This window comes from Mycobacterium sp. B14F4 (genome assembly GCF_039871645.1).
Classification (GTDB): domain Bacteria; phylum Actinomycetota; class Actinomycetes; order Mycobacteriales; family Mycobacteriaceae; genus Mycobacterium.
The window spans coordinates 114,342-130,844 of record NZ_JBDPMF010000006.1 but is presented as its reverse complement, the minus strand read 5'-3'; the positions used below and the strand labels follow the sequence as shown (position 1 = coordinate 130,844).

Annotated in this window: 16 protein-coding genes; 13 read left to right on the top strand and 3 right to left on the bottom strand. The window is 65.8% G+C overall.

Features of this window, described 5'->3' with window-relative positions; all coding sequences use genetic code 11:
- Nucleotides 1-153: 153 nt before the first annotated feature.
- The 11 genes from ABGB19_RS18085 to ABGB19_RS18035 all read left to right on the top strand — a co-directional run bounded on the left by ABGB19_RS18085 (nt 154) and on the right by ABGB19_RS18035 (nt 11,213).
- Complete coding sequence (locus tag ABGB19_RS18085; RefSeq protein ID WP_347687355.1) at nt 154-372, top strand: ferredoxin; 219 nt, start codon at nt 154-156, stop codon at nt 370-372.
- Nucleotides 369-1,724 carry a cytochrome P450 gene (locus tag ABGB19_RS18080; RefSeq protein ID WP_347687354.1) on the top strand — a complete coding sequence of 452 codons (1,356 nt, stop codon included), beginning with the start codon at nt 369-371 and terminating at the stop codon, nt 1,722-1,724. Before ABGB19_RS18085 ends, ABGB19_RS18080 begins: the two co-directional genes overlap by 4 nt.
- Before the next feature lie 49 nt (nt 1,725-1,773).
- The gene (locus ABGB19_RS18075) at nt 1,774-2,178 is read left to right on the top strand and encodes an OB-fold domain-containing protein (RefSeq protein WP_347687353.1); all 405 of its coding nucleotides are present in this window, start codon (nt 1,774-1,776) and stop codon (nt 2,176-2,178) included.
- The gene (locus ABGB19_RS18070) at nt 2,175-3,332 is read left to right on the top strand and encodes a thiolase family protein (RefSeq protein WP_347687352.1); all 1,158 of its coding nucleotides are present in this window, start codon (nt 2,175-2,177) and stop codon (nt 3,330-3,332) included. The genes ABGB19_RS18075 and ABGB19_RS18070 overlap by 4 nt, the downstream gene beginning before the upstream one ends.
- Nucleotides 3,329-4,891 (top strand): GntR family transcriptional regulator, encoded by a 1,563-nt coding sequence (locus tag ABGB19_RS18065; protein WP_347687351.1) that lies wholly within the window; start codon nt 3,329-3,331, stop codon nt 4,889-4,891. The genes ABGB19_RS18070 and ABGB19_RS18065 overlap by 4 nt, the downstream gene beginning before the upstream one ends.
- 43 nt (nt 4,892-4,934) lie before the next feature.
- Nucleotides 4,935-6,191, top strand: coding sequence for an amidohydrolase family protein (locus ABGB19_RS18060; RefSeq protein ID WP_347687350.1), 1,257 nt, complete (start codon nt 4,935-4,937; stop codon nt 6,189-6,191).
- Nucleotides 6,192-6,214: 23 nt separating this feature from the next.
- Complete coding sequence (locus tag ABGB19_RS18055; protein WP_347687349.1) at nt 6,215-6,955, top strand: SDR family oxidoreductase; 741 nt, start codon at nt 6,215-6,217, stop codon at nt 6,953-6,955.
- A 12-nt stretch (nt 6,956-6,967) separates the two neighbouring features.
- Entirely contained in the window at nt 6,968-7,321 is a 354-nt protein-coding gene (locus ABGB19_RS18050; protein WP_347687348.1) for a hypothetical protein, read from the top strand.
- On the top strand, nt 7,321-8,367 hold the full coding sequence (locus tag ABGB19_RS18045) for a phosphotransferase family protein (RefSeq protein ID WP_347687347.1): 1,047 nt from the start codon (nt 7,321-7,323) through the stop codon (nt 8,365-8,367). The genes ABGB19_RS18050 and ABGB19_RS18045 overlap by 1 nt, the downstream gene beginning before the upstream one ends.
- A gap of 5 nt (nt 8,368-8,372) precedes the next feature.
- Nucleotides 8,373-9,401: an LLM class flavin-dependent oxidoreductase gene (locus tag ABGB19_RS18040; protein WP_347687532.1), complete on the top strand. Its 1,029-nt coding sequence runs from the start codon at nt 8,373-8,375 to the stop codon at nt 9,399-9,401.
- A gap of 366 nt (nt 9,402-9,767) precedes the next feature.
- Nucleotides 9,768-11,213, top strand: coding sequence for a wax ester/triacylglycerol synthase family O-acyltransferase (locus ABGB19_RS18035; protein ID WP_347687346.1), 1,446 nt, complete (start codon nt 9,768-9,770; stop codon nt 11,211-11,213).
- Here ABGB19_RS18035 and fadD12 read toward each other — a convergent pair.
- Both fadD12 and ABGB19_RS18025 read right to left on the bottom strand, forming a co-directional pair.
- Complete coding sequence (gene fadD12 / locus ABGB19_RS18030) at nt 11,210-12,817, bottom strand: acyl-CoA ligase FadD12 (RefSeq protein WP_347687345.1); 1,608 nt, start codon at nt 12,815-12,817, stop codon at nt 11,210-11,212. The genes ABGB19_RS18035 and fadD12 overlap by 4 nt on opposite strands.
- A 3-nt stretch (nt 12,818-12,820) precedes the next feature.
- Nucleotides 12,821-13,642 carry a lysophospholipid acyltransferase family protein gene (locus tag ABGB19_RS18025; RefSeq protein WP_347687344.1) on the bottom strand — a complete coding sequence of 274 codons (822 nt, stop codon included), beginning with the start codon at nt 13,640-13,642 and terminating at the stop codon, nt 12,821-12,823.
- 77 nt (nt 13,643-13,719) lie between these two features.
- Between ABGB19_RS18025 and ABGB19_RS18020 the strand changes: the two genes are divergently transcribed.
- Both ABGB19_RS18020 and ABGB19_RS18015 read left to right on the top strand, forming a co-directional pair.
- Nucleotides 13,720-14,796: an NAD(P)-dependent oxidoreductase gene (locus ABGB19_RS18020; RefSeq protein ID WP_347687343.1), complete on the top strand. Its 1,077-nt coding sequence runs from the start codon at nt 13,720-13,722 to the stop codon at nt 14,794-14,796.
- 18 nt (nt 14,797-14,814) lie between these two features.
- Entirely contained in the window at nt 14,815-15,666 is an 852-nt protein-coding gene (locus ABGB19_RS18015) for an SDR family NAD(P)-dependent oxidoreductase (protein ID WP_347687342.1), read from the top strand.
- Here the strand turns inward: ABGB19_RS18015 and ABGB19_RS18010 are convergent.
- Nucleotides 15,660-16,499 (bottom strand): SDR family oxidoreductase, encoded by an 840-nt coding sequence (locus ABGB19_RS18010; protein WP_347687341.1) that lies wholly within the window; start codon nt 16,497-16,499, stop codon nt 15,660-15,662. The genes ABGB19_RS18015 and ABGB19_RS18010 overlap by 7 nt on opposite strands.
- Between the last annotated feature and the right edge of the window lie 4 nt (nt 16,500-16,503).

Below are 16,503 nucleotides of genomic sequence, written 5' to 3'. Positions count from 1 at the left end.
AGCGAACACTACAGTCGTGAACTCGCCAATGCCAGAAAATAGTTGACTCGGTCGCATGTCTGCGGTTAGCTAGGGATCGATCGGTTCGTCGCGCGTGATTTACCTTGTGGCCGAACCGCAACCGGTGCGGTGGGCACTGGGAAAGGAGTACTCGTGAGGGTTCAAGTCGATCCCGAACGCTGTCAGGGACACACGTTGTGCGCCATGATCGCTCCCGACTCCTTCCGACTCAGCGATGTCGACGGAACCTCCTCGGCGGTCTCCGAGGTGGTCCCCGTCGACCAGCAAGAAGCGGTGCAGGAAGCGGCGCGGTCGTGCCCGGAGCAGGCCATCACCATCACCCACGTCCCGTCCCTGGAGACTGCGCCGTGACCGATGCGATCGCCGAGGCCGGGGACCACGAGAGGTACCACTACCACTTCGATCGGCACACGCCCGAATACCGCGAACGGTTCGAGCAGATCACCGCGGAACTGCACGGCAAGTGCCCCATCGCATGGTCGGACACCTACGGCGGCCACTGGGTCGCCAGCAGCAGCCATGCGGTTTTCGAACTCGCCCGCTGCCCGCACATCTCCAACGACCACGACATCAACGATGAGCGCCGCGGCTATCAGGGAATCGCCATTCCGCACAAGTCGATCCCACTGCGTGGCGGCATGCTCGAGATGGACCCTCCGGAACACCGCTGGTACCGCAGCATGCTCAACCCCTTCTTGTCCCCCGCCGCGGTGAAGCGATGGGAACCCTTCATCTATGAGGTGGTTCGCGCAAGCCTCGACGAGAAGATCGAACAAGGGCGTATCGACTTCGTCGATGACCTCGCCAACATCACTCCGGCCGTGCTGACACTGGCGATGCTCGGCATCCCCCTGCGGGACTGGCGGCTCTACAGCGAGCCGACCCACGCGCTGGTCTACACGCCGGAGGATTCCCCGGAGGCGCCGCGCGTCGCTGAGGCGAACATGCGGATGGCGATGGACTTGATGGCCCACGTCAATGAGATTCGCGAGCACCCGCGCCACGGGATCATCAACAGTCTGGTCAACATGCGCATCAACGGGGAGCCGCCACCCGAGATGGACATTCTCGGGATGCTGACGCTGCTGATCGGAGGCGGTTTCGACACCACCACCGCGTTGACCGCGCATGCGCTGGAATGGCTGGGCGAGCACCCCGACGAACGCCAGCGCCTCACCGACGAACGCGAGACGCTGTTGGATTCCGCGACCGAGGAGTTCCTGCGCTTCTACACGCCCGCCCCCGGTGACGGTCGCACGTTCTCTGAGGACTGCGAGTTCGAGGGGATCCACTTCAGAGAAGGTGACCGGCTGTACATCTCATACGCCATGGCGAACAGAGACCCGGCAGTGTTCGATAAACCGAACGAGATCGTCCTGGACCGGAAGGGGAACCGGCACTTCGGGTTCGGACTCGGAATTCACCGTTGCATCGGATCGAACGTCGGAAGGGTGGTGTTCAAGGCCATGCTCACCGCGGTACTGGATCGGATGCCGGACTACCGGTGCGACCCGGACGGCACCGTGCACTACGAAACCATCGGGGTCATCCAAGGCATGCGCCACCTGCCGGCCACGTTCACCCCGGGAACGCGTCTGGGACCAGGGCTGGACGAGACGCTCGACAGGTTGCAGAAGATCTGCGACGAGCAAGGGGTGGCGCGCCCCATCACCGAGCATCGCGATGTCGTCCGCATTGACTAGCGGTACCGCAACGCGGGTGGCACCTGCGGCCGTACGTGACCGTCGCCCGGTGCCGGCGCCAGACGATGTCAGCCACTTCTTCTGGGCGGCCGCCGCAGAGAGCCGGTTGGTCCTGCAACGCTGCAACAACTGCGAGAAGCTGCAGTACCCTCCCGAAGTCTGCTGCGTGCACTGCCAGGCCGATGATTTCGACCATGTCGACACGACCGGGCGTGGCGTCATCTACTCATACGCGATCGTCGATCGTCCGTTACACGCTGGGTTCGTCGACGCGCTGCCCTACATCGTGGTCTTTGTCGAACTCGACGACCAACCCGGACTCAAGATGATCACGAACCTCGTCGGCGTGGCGCCCGAGACCGAATTGCGCTGTGGTATGCCGGTCGAAGTGGTCTTCGAAAACCGGGGGGGCATCACCATGCCCCAGTTCCGGCTTATGGGCGACGACCGATGACGGCGTTGGCACGTCCGGTCGCGATCGCAGGCGTCGGATACTCCGAGCTGACCCGTAAGGGGGAGCCCACCCCCAATTCACTGGCACTCGCCGCGGCGAAGGCCGCACTGGGCGACGCCGGGTTGGCACCGACCGACGTCGACGGCATCTTCGAGTACAAGTTCGGTCCCGAGTCACCCGGCGCCCAGGACATGGCTCGCTTGCTCGGCGTACCCGATCTCGCGGCCTTCGCCGACATCTTTCCGACGAATCCGTCGGGATTGGCCGGGGCGCTCGCCGGGGTGATGGCCGTCGCCTCCGGCGCATGCGAAACTGCGCTGGTCTTCCGATGCCTGACTCGCGCCGCCGGCCACCAAGGTGGTGTGGTGAGCGGACCTGAGACGGTCAGCGGCCGCGACCAATTCCTCACCCCCTACGGGTACCTCGGCGGGATCCTGGTGAACCTCGCTCTGAAGAAGCGCCGCTGGATGGCCGAATTCAACCGTCCCGAAGAGGATTTCGGACGCATCGCGGTCAATGCGCGGCGGTGGGCGGCGCTCAATCCGCGCGCCGTCTTGCGCGATGAGGTGACAATGGACGACTACCTGTCGTCGCGGATGGTGGCTGACCCGCTGCGCGTGCTGGATTGCGACTATCCGGTCAACGGCGCGGTGGCGTCGGTGATCACCACGGCCGAGCGCGCTTGCGATCTTCGCCAACCCGCGGTACTCGTCGACGCGATGGCCTACGCCACGGGCCGGGGCGCCGATTGGGTATTCGACGTGGATTTCCTCCACGGTGGCGCGTTCGACTGTGCCGAGCGGTTGTGGCGACGGTCGTCAGTGACGTTGGCCGACGTCGACGTCGCACAGCTGTACGACGGATTCACCCCGGTCACCGTCGCGTGGATCGAGGCGCTCGGTGCCTGCGAACGTGGTGAATTCGGCCCGTGGGTGGGAGATGGTGGTCGCATCGGACCGGGCGGCGATTTTCCGCTCAACACCGCCGGTGGGCAACTCGCCGAGGGGCGGCTGCACGGTATCGGCTTCCTCAATGAAGCGGTGTTGCAGTTGCGGGGACAGTGCGAGCGACGGCAGGTCACCGGAGCTCGGGTGGCGGTGGTGGCCAGTGGTCTGTACCCGCAATGCGGGGCGATGGTATTGACTGCGGCATGACTGAAGGCGTTGGCATGGACAACAACGGTGGCGAGATGCTGTGGCGCCCCCCTCCTCGGCGCAACACCCAGAAGGTGTCTCACATGCTGGCGGGAGATCTGCGGCGCCAGATTCTCAACGGCCACCTTGCCACCGATCAGCAACTGCCTTCGGAGGCAGATCTCACAGCGGCGCTGCAGGTATCGCGCGAGACGCTGCGCGAGGCACTGCGGATCCTCGAGTCACAACAGCTGGTCGAAATCAAACGCGGGCGCGGCGGCGGCGCTGTAGTGCGTCGTCCCGGTCTGGAAGCCGTCGGGCAGTACGTCGCACTGCTACTTCAGCTACGCAACACCACAGTTGCGGACCTCGAAGAGGCCCGGTCGGTCATCGAGCCTCCGGCCGCGGCGTGGGTGGCGGACCGGGCCGACGAACGTGACTTGGAACGGCTGGTCGACTTGCACGACGCGGAGCGTGCCGCCCAGGACAACCCGCTGGAGTTCGTCGCCGCGATGTCCGCGTTCGATCAAGCGGTCACCGAACTGTCTGGGAACCAGACGCTTGCCGTCATCGCCGGTGTCTTCCGCGACATCTACGCCGGGCAGGTCTACTCAATGATAGGTGGGACCGATGGCACCTCCGCCGAACAGATTGCCCGACGGGTGGTGGTCAGCCACAGTGCCTTCATCGACGCGGTGCGGCGCCACGACATGTCGCTCGCCCACAGCACATGGAGCGACTACCTGTTCACCACCGGACGAATTCTGGTGCGACGCAACATCAGCAGGCAACCGATCGACATCACGCCGTTGTGGCGAGCACAAGCCGGTCGGGCCGGTGCCGAGCCGGCGCCTCGCCGGGCCTTGGTCGTCGCAACAGAGATCCGTGCCCGTATCGCAGAAGGATTGTTGCGCGAGGGCGACCGGCTACCTCCACTCGCCGATCTGGCCCAGGAATTCGACATCTCCCGGCCGACACTGCGGGAGGCCTTGCGAATCCTTGAGATGGAGTTCTTGCTCGACCTGCGCACCGGTGATCGGGCCGGCGCCACGATCCGACTTCCCTCCACCCGGGTCGCCTCCCAACTCGCCGGCATCGTGTTGGAGGCGCGCGGCGCTACTCTCTTCGATTTCCTGCAGGCGCTGCGGGTGATCGAGCCGACGATCATCGGGCTTTCGGCGTCGCGCATCGGCGCCAAGAAGCTCGACACTCTGCGCTCCGCCGAGGCGCAATTGGCCGCCTCCACCGAGGACACCGCACGGTTTGTGACGACGTGGCGAGAGGCGGAGATGGTCGCGTTCTCGGCGGCGAAGAACCCCGCGCTCACCGTCATCGCCGAGATGACGCACTGGGTCCGTGTCGGCGTGGAGCCCACCGTGACCGCCGATGCGAAGGGTCTGCCGTGGGTCAGCAAGACCAACCGGCGCGCGCAGACGCTGTTCGCGCAATTTGTCGCGGCGGCCGCCGAACGCGATGTCGCGCGGGCCACCCAGGCTTGGTCCGACCATCTGGCAATCGCCGCGGTCTGGTTCGAGGAATCGGGGGTCGGCAAGCGGCTGATGCTCGAGGTAATGGATTAGCTTGCGTCCCTCCCGATCAGAGAACGATAGGAAAGAGAGAACGATGAATACCGAGGACTTGATACTGGTGAGCGTCGATGACCACGTCATCGAACCGCCGCATCTGTTCGAAGGGCGCGTGCCACAGAAGTACGCAGACCAGGCACCGCGCTTCGTACGCCGCGACGACGGCACAATGGCGTGGCGATACGAAGGTCAGGAAATCCTGAACACCGCGCTCAACGCGGTCGCTGGCCGTCCCCCGACGGAATTCGGTCTCGAACCGACGTGCATCGAGGAAATCCGCTCCGGATGTTACGACATAGGTGATCGGGTCAAGGACATGAACGCCAATGGCGTTCTCGGCTCACTGTGCTTCCCCTCGTTCCCGCGATTCTGCGGCCAGCTGTTCATGGACACCCAAGACAAGGATCAGGCCGCGGCCATGGTGCGCGCATACAATGACTGGCACACCGACGAATGGGCAGGCACATATCCAGGCCGGATCATTCCGCTTGCCATGCCGATGATCTGGGACCCCGAAGCCAGTGCGGCGGAGGTGCGCCGAGTCGCCGCCAAGGGCTGTCACGCGGTGACCTTCTCCTCCAGCCCCTACGACCTCGGCTTGCCGAGCTTGTACTCGGAGCATTGGGATCCGTTCTGGCAGGCCTGCGCGGACGAGGACGTCGTCGTCTGCCTGCATCTTGGCTCCAACTCCAAGCCGCCTATCACTTCTCCCGACGCACCCATCGAATTGGTGTACACCCTGTCGCCGGTCAGCTTGTTCTCGGCCGCCGCTGACCTGCTGTGGAGTCCAATCTTCCGAAAGTTCCCGACGCTGCGGGTGGCTCTTTCGGAGGGCGGCATCGGCTGGCTGCCGTACTTCCTCGAGCGCGTCGACTACATTTTCGGCCACACCAAGCACTGGACCGGCATGGATCTGGGGGGTCGCCTGCCATCGGAGATATTCTCCGAGCGCGTGATTCTCTGCTTCATCGATGACGCGGTGGGCATTGAGAACCGCCATCGAATGAACATCGACAACATCACATGGGAATGCGACTATCCCCACTCGGACAGCACCTGGCCGCACGCACCCGAGGTGCTGATGAAGTCGCTCGGCGGGGTTAGCGACGAGGAGGTCGACAAGATCACCCACCTCAACGCGATGCGGCATTTCCACTACGACCCGTTCGCGCACATCCCGCGTGAGGAGGCGACCGTTGGGGCGCTGCGGCGCGAGGCGGCCGACTGGGACGTCACCATCCGTTCGGTCCGTCATCTGCGCCCGGAAACGGCGTCGATGGGCCCAGCGTTCTGATGAAGCTGCAAGGCAAGGTTGTCGTGATCACTGGATCCGGCGGCGGCATCGGCGCGGCCTGTGCGCGCCGTTTCACCGACGAGGGCGCGAAAGTCGTTGTCACCGACGTGAACCCCGGCGGCGTCGAGAGCGTTTCGAAGGAGCTCGACACGGTCGGACTGTCCGTTGACATCACCGTGGAGGCCAACGTACACGCCGTCGCCGAGTTGGCTCGTCACACGTACGGCCCGATCGACATATGGTTCAGTAACGCAGGCTACGCCGGCCCGCCACGCGGTGGTGATCTGTCCGACGACGGGCTTTGGCAGCTCAACTGGCAGCTGCACGTCATGTCGCATGTGTACGCGGCGCGCACGGTACTGCCGGCAATGCTCGAGCGCGGCGACGGTTACCTGCTCTCGACCGCATCCGTCGTCGCGCTGGCACTGCATCCCGACAAACCCGCCTACTCGGTCACCAAGCATGCGGCACTGAGCTTTTCGGAATGGCTCGCGGCCACTTACCGATCCAGCGGGATCAAGGTCTCCTGCTTCTGCCCGGGACCGATGCTCACACCGATGCTGATGGCTGACGGCGTCCCGCCCGACCATCCGATCGTGCAGACCGCGGCCACCCCGGACGAGGTGGCCGACCGACTCGTCGGCGCGATCGACGCCGAGCACTTTCTGATCCTGGATTCACCGCTTGGTCAGGACTGTCTGACCGCCAAAGCAGCCGACTACGACCAGTGGCTGCTGGATATGGCCCGACAAACAACAACGTAAGGCAGGAATACCATGGCCGAGAGATTCATTCAGGTTGTCTATTCGAACCCGGCTGAGGGGAAGACCGACTCCGAGTTCAACGAGTGGTACGACCACGTGCATATACCCGAACTGCTCGCGATGCCGGGGATGCTTTCGGCCGCGCGGTACGACCTGCACGACGCCCAGATCTACCACGTCCCTGGGGGTGTCGTGCCCGAGCACCGCTACCTGTGCATCTACGAGATGGAGGGCGATGTCGACGCGATCATGGAGAAGATCGTGGCCGGTGTCGCCGAAGGCCAGATCAACATGGCGGACTGCCTTGACCTACCGAGTTCGCGCATGTCGTTCTGGCGTCCCCGCGGTGAGAAGGTCGAGGCGTGATGTCCGAGGCGACGACGGTGGACGTGGGCATCGATGCCGATTCGTTCGGTCGATGGCTCGACAAGGACGGCGCCCCCGGTGAGGGTGAACGTCCGGAGTTCACCCAGCTGACCGGTGGATCCCAGAACGCCCTATATCTGGTGACCCGCGGCGAGAGCCGCATGGTGATGCGGATGCCGGGCCCGCGCGCGGACGACAAGCGACTCAACGAGCTACTCCGGGAGATCCGGCTCGTGCGGGCATTGAAAGGGACGGACGTCCCGCATGCCGAACTGATCGCCGCCGACGAGCGCGGCGAACTGCTCGGCAAGCCGTTCTATGTGATGGCCGAGATCGACGGGTGGAGCCCCATGGACGGTGGTTGGCAACCGCCGTTCGACACTGATTTCGAGGCCCGCCGCGGGTTGGCCTTCGAGTTGATCGAGGGCGCGGCGAAACTGGCGCGCGTCGATTGGCGTGCGCAGGGGCTGGAGGGATTCGGCAAGCCGGACGGCTTTCATCAGCGACAGGCCGACCGTTGGCTGGCGTTCCTGCGTACGTTCCAGGTCCGCGAGTTGCCTGGGTTGGACGTGGCGGCCGACTGGTTGCGCGCCAACGGGCCCGAGCATTTCACCCCGGGCATCATGCACGGCGACTACCAGTTCGCCAACGTGATGTATGCGCACGGCGCACCCGCCCGGCTCGCGGCGTTGGTCGACTGGGAGATGGCCACCATCGGCGATCCGCTGCTGGATCTCGGGTGGGCACTGCTCGGCTACGACGGCGAGGAACCGCGCAGCGACTTCTACCTCCCGATCGAGGGAATGCCGCGGCGCAGCGAATTGCTCGACCACTACGAGAAGATCAGCGGCCTGCCGACCGACAACATCGACTACTACATGGTGCTCGCGAATTTCAAGATCGGCATCGTCCTCGAGCGCACCTACGCGGCAAACGTGAGTACCGACGGCGATCAGCAAGTGAAAGAGGCGTTCGGGTCGATGGTCCTGCAATCCATCACCACCGCGGCCGAACTGGCCCGAACCCTGGGAGGGAAAGTCGGTTGACGGCGGTGGGCGCGGACGGTCCTGGCGGCCGCGGTCTGACGTTCGGCTATCTCTACGACTTCCGCAATCCTGGACCTTGGCGCCGCCCGTGGAACGACGTCTACCGCGAGACGCTCGACCTCGTCACCTGGAGCGAAGCCGCGGGGTTCCACGGCGCCTGGGTCCCGGAGCATCACGGGGCCGAGGACGGCTACCTGCCGACGCCGAACATTGCGCTGGCGGCGATGGCGGCGCGCACCTCGACTATTCGCATCGGCGCCGCCGTTGCGATTGCACCGCTCTATCACCCGGTTCGATTCGCGGAGGAGTGTGCCGTTCTCGACATCCTCTCGAGTGGCCGCCTTGAAACCGCGGTCGCAATCGGCTACCGACGCCGGGAATACGACATGCAGGGCGCGAGTTTCGCCCAGCGCGGCAGTCGCTTGGACGAGTTCCTCCGCATCGTCCGCGCGCTCTGGGCCGGTGAGACGGTGAACTTCTCCGGGCGGCACTACAACATACGGAATGCTCGGATCGTGCCGTCATCTTTCCGTGGACGGATCCCGATCTATATCGGTGGCTTCACAGAACGGGCGTTGGAACGAGTTGCCGACCATGCCGATGGCTACCTCGGCAACGCGGAGGTTTACGACCTGTACGTCGAAAAGCTCCGGCAACGCGGGAAGGACCCAGGCAGCGCGGCCATCCGCGTCCCGGGTTTGTTTCTGACCGTCGCCGAAGATCCGGAGAAAGCCATGGAGGAACTGGGGCCCTACTACCACCATGTCTTCACCAGCTACGGCGCGTGGATGGGAGAGGACAATGCGCTCGGCATGGAGAACCCCGCGCTGGCACCGATGGATCTCAAGACGTTCAAGCAAAGCGGCATCATGCAGATCCTGACGCCCGAGCAGGCTGTCGCCCATTTCAATGCGATGCGGACACGGATGCGTCTTGAACATTTCATGATGATGCGTCCGCCCGGGCTGCCGGCTGAGCGCTTCATCGACTACGCACAGTTATTCGCGGACAAAGTGATACCGGCGTTCAGGTAGCGATCACGGGAGATTGCGCTCGGACGTAGGCAAGACGGTGCACCGGGCGTCCGGACCGACTTCATTGCCGGCTCCAAGACGCTGCGCGGTGGTCCCGTTCTGCCACCCAGTCACCCCGGTTGCACCGGTGCGACCATGCGCAAGGTGCGGTATGCAGTCCGACAGGTGACACCGAACGCGGTGGCTTCGGTGTAGTCGGTCGCCTCCCGAACGGCCGAGACGGTGCGTGCGTCCGCCCCCCGCGGCCGAATCGGCCCGGTCCCTAGCGAGGGTGAGCTGTTCGCCGCTTAGCCGAAAGCCTCCGATCTTGACGGTGCCGGTGGTTCGATAGAGCCCTCGGCACGACTGGTCTGCAGGGGGTGGGTGGTGAGGCGACTCAACGGCATGGACGCCATGCTGCTCTACAGCGAGACGCCGAACCTGCACACGCACACGTTGAAGGTCGCGATCATCCACGCCGCCGACTACCGCGCGCAGCACGGCGAGGACTTCTCTTTCGACGTGTTCCGCCGCACGGTTGCGCGCCGACTGCATCTGCTGGATCCGCTGCGCTACCGGCTCGTCGACATCCCGTTCAAGCTGCACCACCCGATGTGGCTGGAGGACTGCCCGGTCGACCTGGACTATCACCTGCGCCGCGTGCAGGTGCCGAGCCCCGGCGGCCGCAGGCAACTCGACGAGGTCATCGGCGAGATCGCCAGCACGCCGCTGGACCGCAGTCGTCCGCTCTGGGAGTTCCACTTCGCCGAGGGGATGGCAGACGACCGCTTCGCGCTGGTCGGCAAGGTCCACCACACGCTGGCCGACGGCGTCGCCTCGGCGAATCTGCTGGCACGGCTGATGGATCTGGCCGACGGCACCCAGAACGAGCGAGACGACTACACGACGTGCGATCCGCCCACTCGGTCCGAGCTCCTCAAATTCGCGATGCGCGACCATGCCGCACACATCGCGGCGCTGCCTGCCCTGGCACGGGATGCGGTGCGGGGCTTCACCCGGTTGCGCCGCCACGCCAAGGAGCGCAGCGATATTCCGGACCTGGCCAAGATGTTCCACACCCCTCCGACGTTTCTCAACCACGTGGTGTCACCGGGCCGGACGTTCGCCACGGCGTCGCTGTCGCTGGCCGAAGTCAAGGAGACCGCCAAGGCCCTCGGGGTGACGTTCAACGACATCGTGCTGGCCACGGCGACGGGCGGCTTGCGGGAACTGCTGCTGCGCTACGACGGACGCGCGGATCGCCCGCTGATGGCGTCGGTGCCGGTGAGCACGGACCTGTCACCCGACAGGGTCACCGGCAACGAGATCGGCGGCCTGTCGGTGTCGCTGCCCGTCCACATCGACGATCCGCTCGAGCGAGTCCGGTTGACCTCGGTATCGACGAAACGCGCGAAAGAAGACTACGAACTGCTCGGCCCGAAGCTGCAGGGCCAGCTGATGGAGTATCTACCGCCTCCGCTGACACCGGCACTGCTCCGGTGGCAGAGTCAGCGCGCCGCACACAACCCGCTGATGAACGTCGCAGTGTCGAGCGTGCCGGGACCACGCCGACGTGGGCACATCGGCGGCGCACCCGTCAGCGAGATCTACTCGGTCGGCGTGCTGTCGGCGGGCAGCTCCTTCAACATGACGGTCTGGAGCTACGTCGACCAGGTCGACATCTCGATTCTCTCGGATGACCAGACATTCGACGACGTGCACGAGGCCACCGACGCGATGATCCACGGATTGACCGAGATACGCAGCGCCGCAGGCCTTCCCGCGCTCTCCACGGTCGACACGGCAATGGCTCCGGCCAGCGCCGCCAATTAGTCGACCCGATCGAGCAGGTCCTTCCGCAGCACCTTGCCGGTGCTGCCCCGCGGCAACTCGTCGAGGATGGTGATCTGCCGCGGCACCTTGTAATTGGCCAGGTTGTCGCGGACGTGCTGTTTGAGGTCGTCGGGCGTGGCCGTGCCCCCCTTGGTGAGGACCACGAAGGCGACCAGGCGCTGGCCGTACTGCTCGTCGTCCACACCCAAGACAGTGGCCTCCTCGACATCCGAGTGCGCGACCAACGTGTTCTCGACCTCGATCGGATAGACGTTCTCTCCGCCGGAGACGATCATCTCGTCGTCGCGGCCGACCACGAACAGCCGGCCCGCGTCGTCGAGGTAGCCCATGTCGCCCGACGCCATGAAGCCCTCGTGGAAGTCCCTGGTCTTGCCCGAGGTGTACCCGTCGAACAGCGTTCCGCTGCGGACGAAGATCTGCCCGGTCTCACCACGAGGGACCTCTTTGAAGTCGGCATCGAGGATGCGGATCTCGGTGCCGTCGGCCGCTTTGCCTGCGGTGTCGGGAGCCGCCCGGAGGTCCTCCGGCGTTGCGGTGGCGATCATCCCGGCTTCGGTCGCGTTGTAGTTGTTGTAGATGACGTCGCCGAACTGGTCCATGAAATTGATCACCACGTCGGGGCGCATCCGCGAACCGGACGCCGTGGCGAACCGAAGAGATCTGCCGCTGTAGCGGTTTCGCACCTCATCGGGAAGGTCCATGATCCGGTCGAACATCACCGGCACGACGGCCAGGCCGGTCGCCTGGTACCGGTCGATCAGGTCCAGCGTCGCTTCGGGGTCGAACTTGCGGCGGGTGACGATGGTGCAGGCCAGCAGCGCTGCGAACAACAGTTGGGAAAAGCCCCACGCGTGGAACATCGGCGCGACGATGACGGTCGCCTCCTCGGCACGCCACGGCGTGCGGTCGAGCACCGCCTTCAAATCGCCTGCGCCACCGCTACCCTCGCCACGCTTCGCGCCCTTCGGGGTTCCGGTGGTGCCGGAGGTGAGCAGGATGATGTCGCTCTTGCGTTCGGCGGGTGCGGGCCGCTTGCCGAGGTTGGCGTCGATGAGCCGGTCGAGCGTGAGCCCGTCGACGGGTCCGTCGGTCCAAGCCAGGATCCGGGTGGCATTGGGTTTCTCGGCCATCGCCCGTGCGACGATCGCGGTGAACTCGTCGTCGTAGATGACGACGTCAGCACCTTCCCGGTCGACCACTTCGGCCAGTGCCGGACCCGCGAACGAGGTGTTGAGCAGCAGCACGTCGGCGCCCACCCGGTTCGCCGCCACCAGCGCCTCGATGAACCCACGGTGGTTGCGGCACATCACCGCAACGGTTTTCGGCGTACCACCGGGCAGCTGCTGCAGGCCGGTGGCGACGGCGTCACAGCGGTCGTCGATCTGCTTCCACGTCAGCGTGCCGCGTTCGTCGACCAGGCCGGGACGGTCGGGGCACCGCTGCGCGGCCGCAGCGAAGCCGACGGTCGCGGTCATTCCCACGCGGCGCATCGCCGCGCCCATCCGCAGGTACTTGTCCGGACGCAGCGGCGCAATCAGGCCGGCCCGCCACAGCGTCTGCACGAGTCCGAGAACGTCGGCCATCGGTCAGCCCAGCACCGGGAATCGGCGTTCGGCGGCCAGCTCGTCGAGCGCGGCCTGCATGACTGAGCGCACGTGCGCGTCGACCTCCTTCACGTCCGGGTTCTCCCCGAACTGCTCGACCACATCGATCGGTGGCAACACCCGCGTGACGATCTTGGCCGGCAGCGGGAGGTTCGGCGGAAAGAAGATCGACAGTCCGAACGGGAAACCGACACTGATCGGCAGGATTTCGGCCCGCAGCCGCTTGAGGCCGAGGCGACGGGCGATCGAGTCGCCGCGAGCCAGAAAAAGCTGCGTCTCCTGACCACCGATCGACACCATGGGCACGATCGGCACGCCGGTTTCGATGGCGGTTCTGATATATCCCGTGCGGCCGCCGAAATCAATGACGTTCTCGGTGAGCGTCGGCCGATACGAGTCGTAGTCGCCGCCGGGGAACACCAGCACTACGGCACCGTCGCGCAACGCCTGCGCGGCGTTCTCCCGGTTGGCCCCGATCACACCCACGCGACGCAACAAGGTTCCCACGGGCCCGACGAAGATCATGTCGTGCCCGAGCGTGTAGACCGGCCGGTCGAAGCCGAACTTCTCGTAGAACGCCGGCGCGAATACGAGCACATCCGGGGTCAGCATGCCGCCGGAATGGTTCGACACAAGTAGCGCGCCGCCGACGGCGGGCATGGCTTCGAGGTCGCGCACCTCGGCGCGGAAGTACCGCTTGATGAGCGGACCCACCGTGTTGGCGATGCCCCGCGTGAATCCGGGGTCCCACTTGGCGACCTCGGGATTGCCCGCCTCATTGCTGCTCATGCCACTACCTGTCATACCCGCGGCCCCCCATCCATCCACCGGTTTTGCTACTCTCAAAAAAGAGAATGCCATATCCGCAGCTAGGAGTGTTAATGGCGGGAACCGTCCTGGTCACCGGCGGCTTCGGCCTGGTCGGCAAGCAGACCGTGCGCCGACTGGCCGAACTGGGCCGAAGCGTCGTGGTGGCCGATCTCGACACGCCCGCCAACCGTAAGGCGGCGGCGACACTGCCACGGGGTGTCTCCGTGCGTTGGGCTGACCTCACCGACGATGACCGCGTGCAGCGACTGATCGACGAGGAGGTCCCCGAAGCGATCATTCACCTCGCGGCGGTGATCCCCCCGGGAATCTACAAGAACCCGAAACTCGCGCGGCGCGTCAACGTCGACGCCACCGCCACGCTGGTGCGAATCGCCGAACAGCAGCCGACGCCGCCACGCTTCGTTCAGGCCTCGAGCAACGCGGTCTTCGGGCCACGCAACCCGTACCGCACGACGCCGCCGCTGCGGGCCGAGGATCCGATGCGGCCCTGCGATCTGTACAGCGGAACCAAGGCCGAGGCCGAGGCGATTGTGCGGTCGTCCAGCCTGCAATGGGTGGTGTTGCGGTTCGGAGGCGTGCTCGGCACCGACGTGTCGGCATTTCCGCTGACCGCCGACGCGCTGTACTTCGAAAGCACGCTGCCGGCAGACGGCCGGTTGCACAGTGTCGACGTACGCGATGTCGCGTGGGCATGTGCGGCGGCGACCACGGCCGACGTGGCCCGCGAGATCCTGTTGATTGCCGGCGACGACTCGCACCGGCACCGGCAAGGTGACATCGGGGCGGCGATGTCGGCGGCGCTGGGCATTCCGGGAGCGATACCCAAGGGCCGACCCGGCAACCCCGACAGCGACGGCGACTGGTTCGTCACCGACTGGATGGACACCACCCGGGCGCAGCAGGCATTGCAGTTTCAGCACCATTCCTGGTCGGACATGATCGCCGAACTGCGGGCCAACTTCGGCGTGAAGCGCTACCTGTTGCGGCCGCTGGCGCCTGTCGCACGGGAGATCCTCAAACGCCGCGGCGCGTATTGGAAGGCGCCCGGCCAGTATGCCGACCCGTGGGGTGCGATCCGCGCCCGGCTGGGGGACCCGGCGTGGGATCAACCCCGCGAGTTGTCCTGACCGCATAGTGTTCGCCGGGTGGAAAGTTTCAAGAATTTCGCTGGGCGCGCAGCCGTAATCACCGGCGGCGCGAGCGGCATAGGGTTCGCCACTGCAAAGGAATTCGCCGGACGAGGCGCCCGCGTCATGCTCAGCGACATCGACTCCTCGGCGCTCGACCGTGCCGTCGCCGACCTGCGTGCCGACGGTGTCGACGCGCACGGGGTGGTGTGCGATGTGCGCAAACTCGACGACGTGCAGAGGCTGGCCGACGAGGCCTTCGGCGTGTTCGGCGAGGTGCACCTGGTGTTCAACAACGCGGGCATCGCATACGCCGGGCCGATCGCCGACACCAGCCACGACGACTGGCGCTTCGTCATCGACGTCGATCTGTGGGGACCCATCCACGGCGTCGAGGCGTTCCTGCCGCGCCTGATCGCGCAGGAGGCCGACAGCCACATCGCGTTCACGTCGTCGTTCGCCGGGCTGATCCCCAACGTCGGGCTGGGGCCGTACTGCGTGGCCAAGTACGGCGTCGTCGCGCTCGCCGAGACGCTGTCACGCGAGGTGCGCGGCACCGGCATCGGCGTGACCGTGCTGTGCCCGATGATCGTCGACACCGACCTGCTGGCCAACACCGAGCGCGTCCGCAACGAGGACTACGGCCCGGCCACCCCGTCGGCCGCCGAGACGGTGCAGCAGCTGGCATCGAACCCGACCGACGACTCGGTGCTCGACGTCGACGAGGTGGCCCGCCTGACCGCCGAGGCGATCCTGGCCAACCGGCTCTACGTGCTCCCGCACCGGGCGTCGCGGGATTCGATCCGGCGCCGGTTCGAACGCATCGACCGGACCTTCGAGGAGCAGTCCGCCGAGGGCTGGAATCACTGAGCCGGCGGGCCGAGCGTCGGCCTGCCGGTCTGCGGGTGGTGGTACCAGCCGCCGGCAGCCTGAGTTCCCCCGTCGACGTGAATCGTCTGACCCGTGATGTAACTCGACATCTTGGAGGCGAGAAACACTGCGGTCGAGGCGATTTCGTCGACGTGGCCGGGGCGGCCCATGGGGATGCCCGGGGCCACGTCGGGCCGGAGCGTGCCGCCGGAGAGCTTCATCAGCCCTTCGGTGAGCGTGAGGTCGGGCGCGATCGCGTTGACGCGGATGTCGTGCGGGGCCAATTCGAAAGCCGCGGTCTGCGTGTAGTTGACGACGCCCGCCTTGGCGGCGGCGTACGCCGCGTAGCCGGGTGCCGCGCGGACACCTTCGATCGACGTCACGTTGATGACGCTGCCGGGCTGCTTGGCGGCGACCAGTCTGCGCGCGATGCGCTGCGTGCACAGAAGAACGTGGCGCAGGTTGGCCTTGTACAACGCGTCCCAGCCGTTCTCGGTGGTTTCGAGCAGCGGCGAATTGAACACGCCGCCGGCGTTGTTGACCAGGATCGACACCTCACCGAGTTCGGCGACGGTGCGCTCCAGTGCCGCGTCGACCTGGGCGCTGTCGCAGACGTCGAGCGTCAGCCCCAGCGCGCCACCGCCGGCCGAGCCGGCAATTCGGCCAATGCCTTCGGCCGTCGACCGACACGTCTCGGCATCACGCTCCCAGATCGCCACCGACGCGCCGAACGCCGCCAGACCCGCGGCGACGCCCTTGCCGATGCCCGCTCCCCCGCCGGTGACGACCGCCACGCGATCGGTGAGCAGGATGTCGGACGGATCGATGGCCATCGGT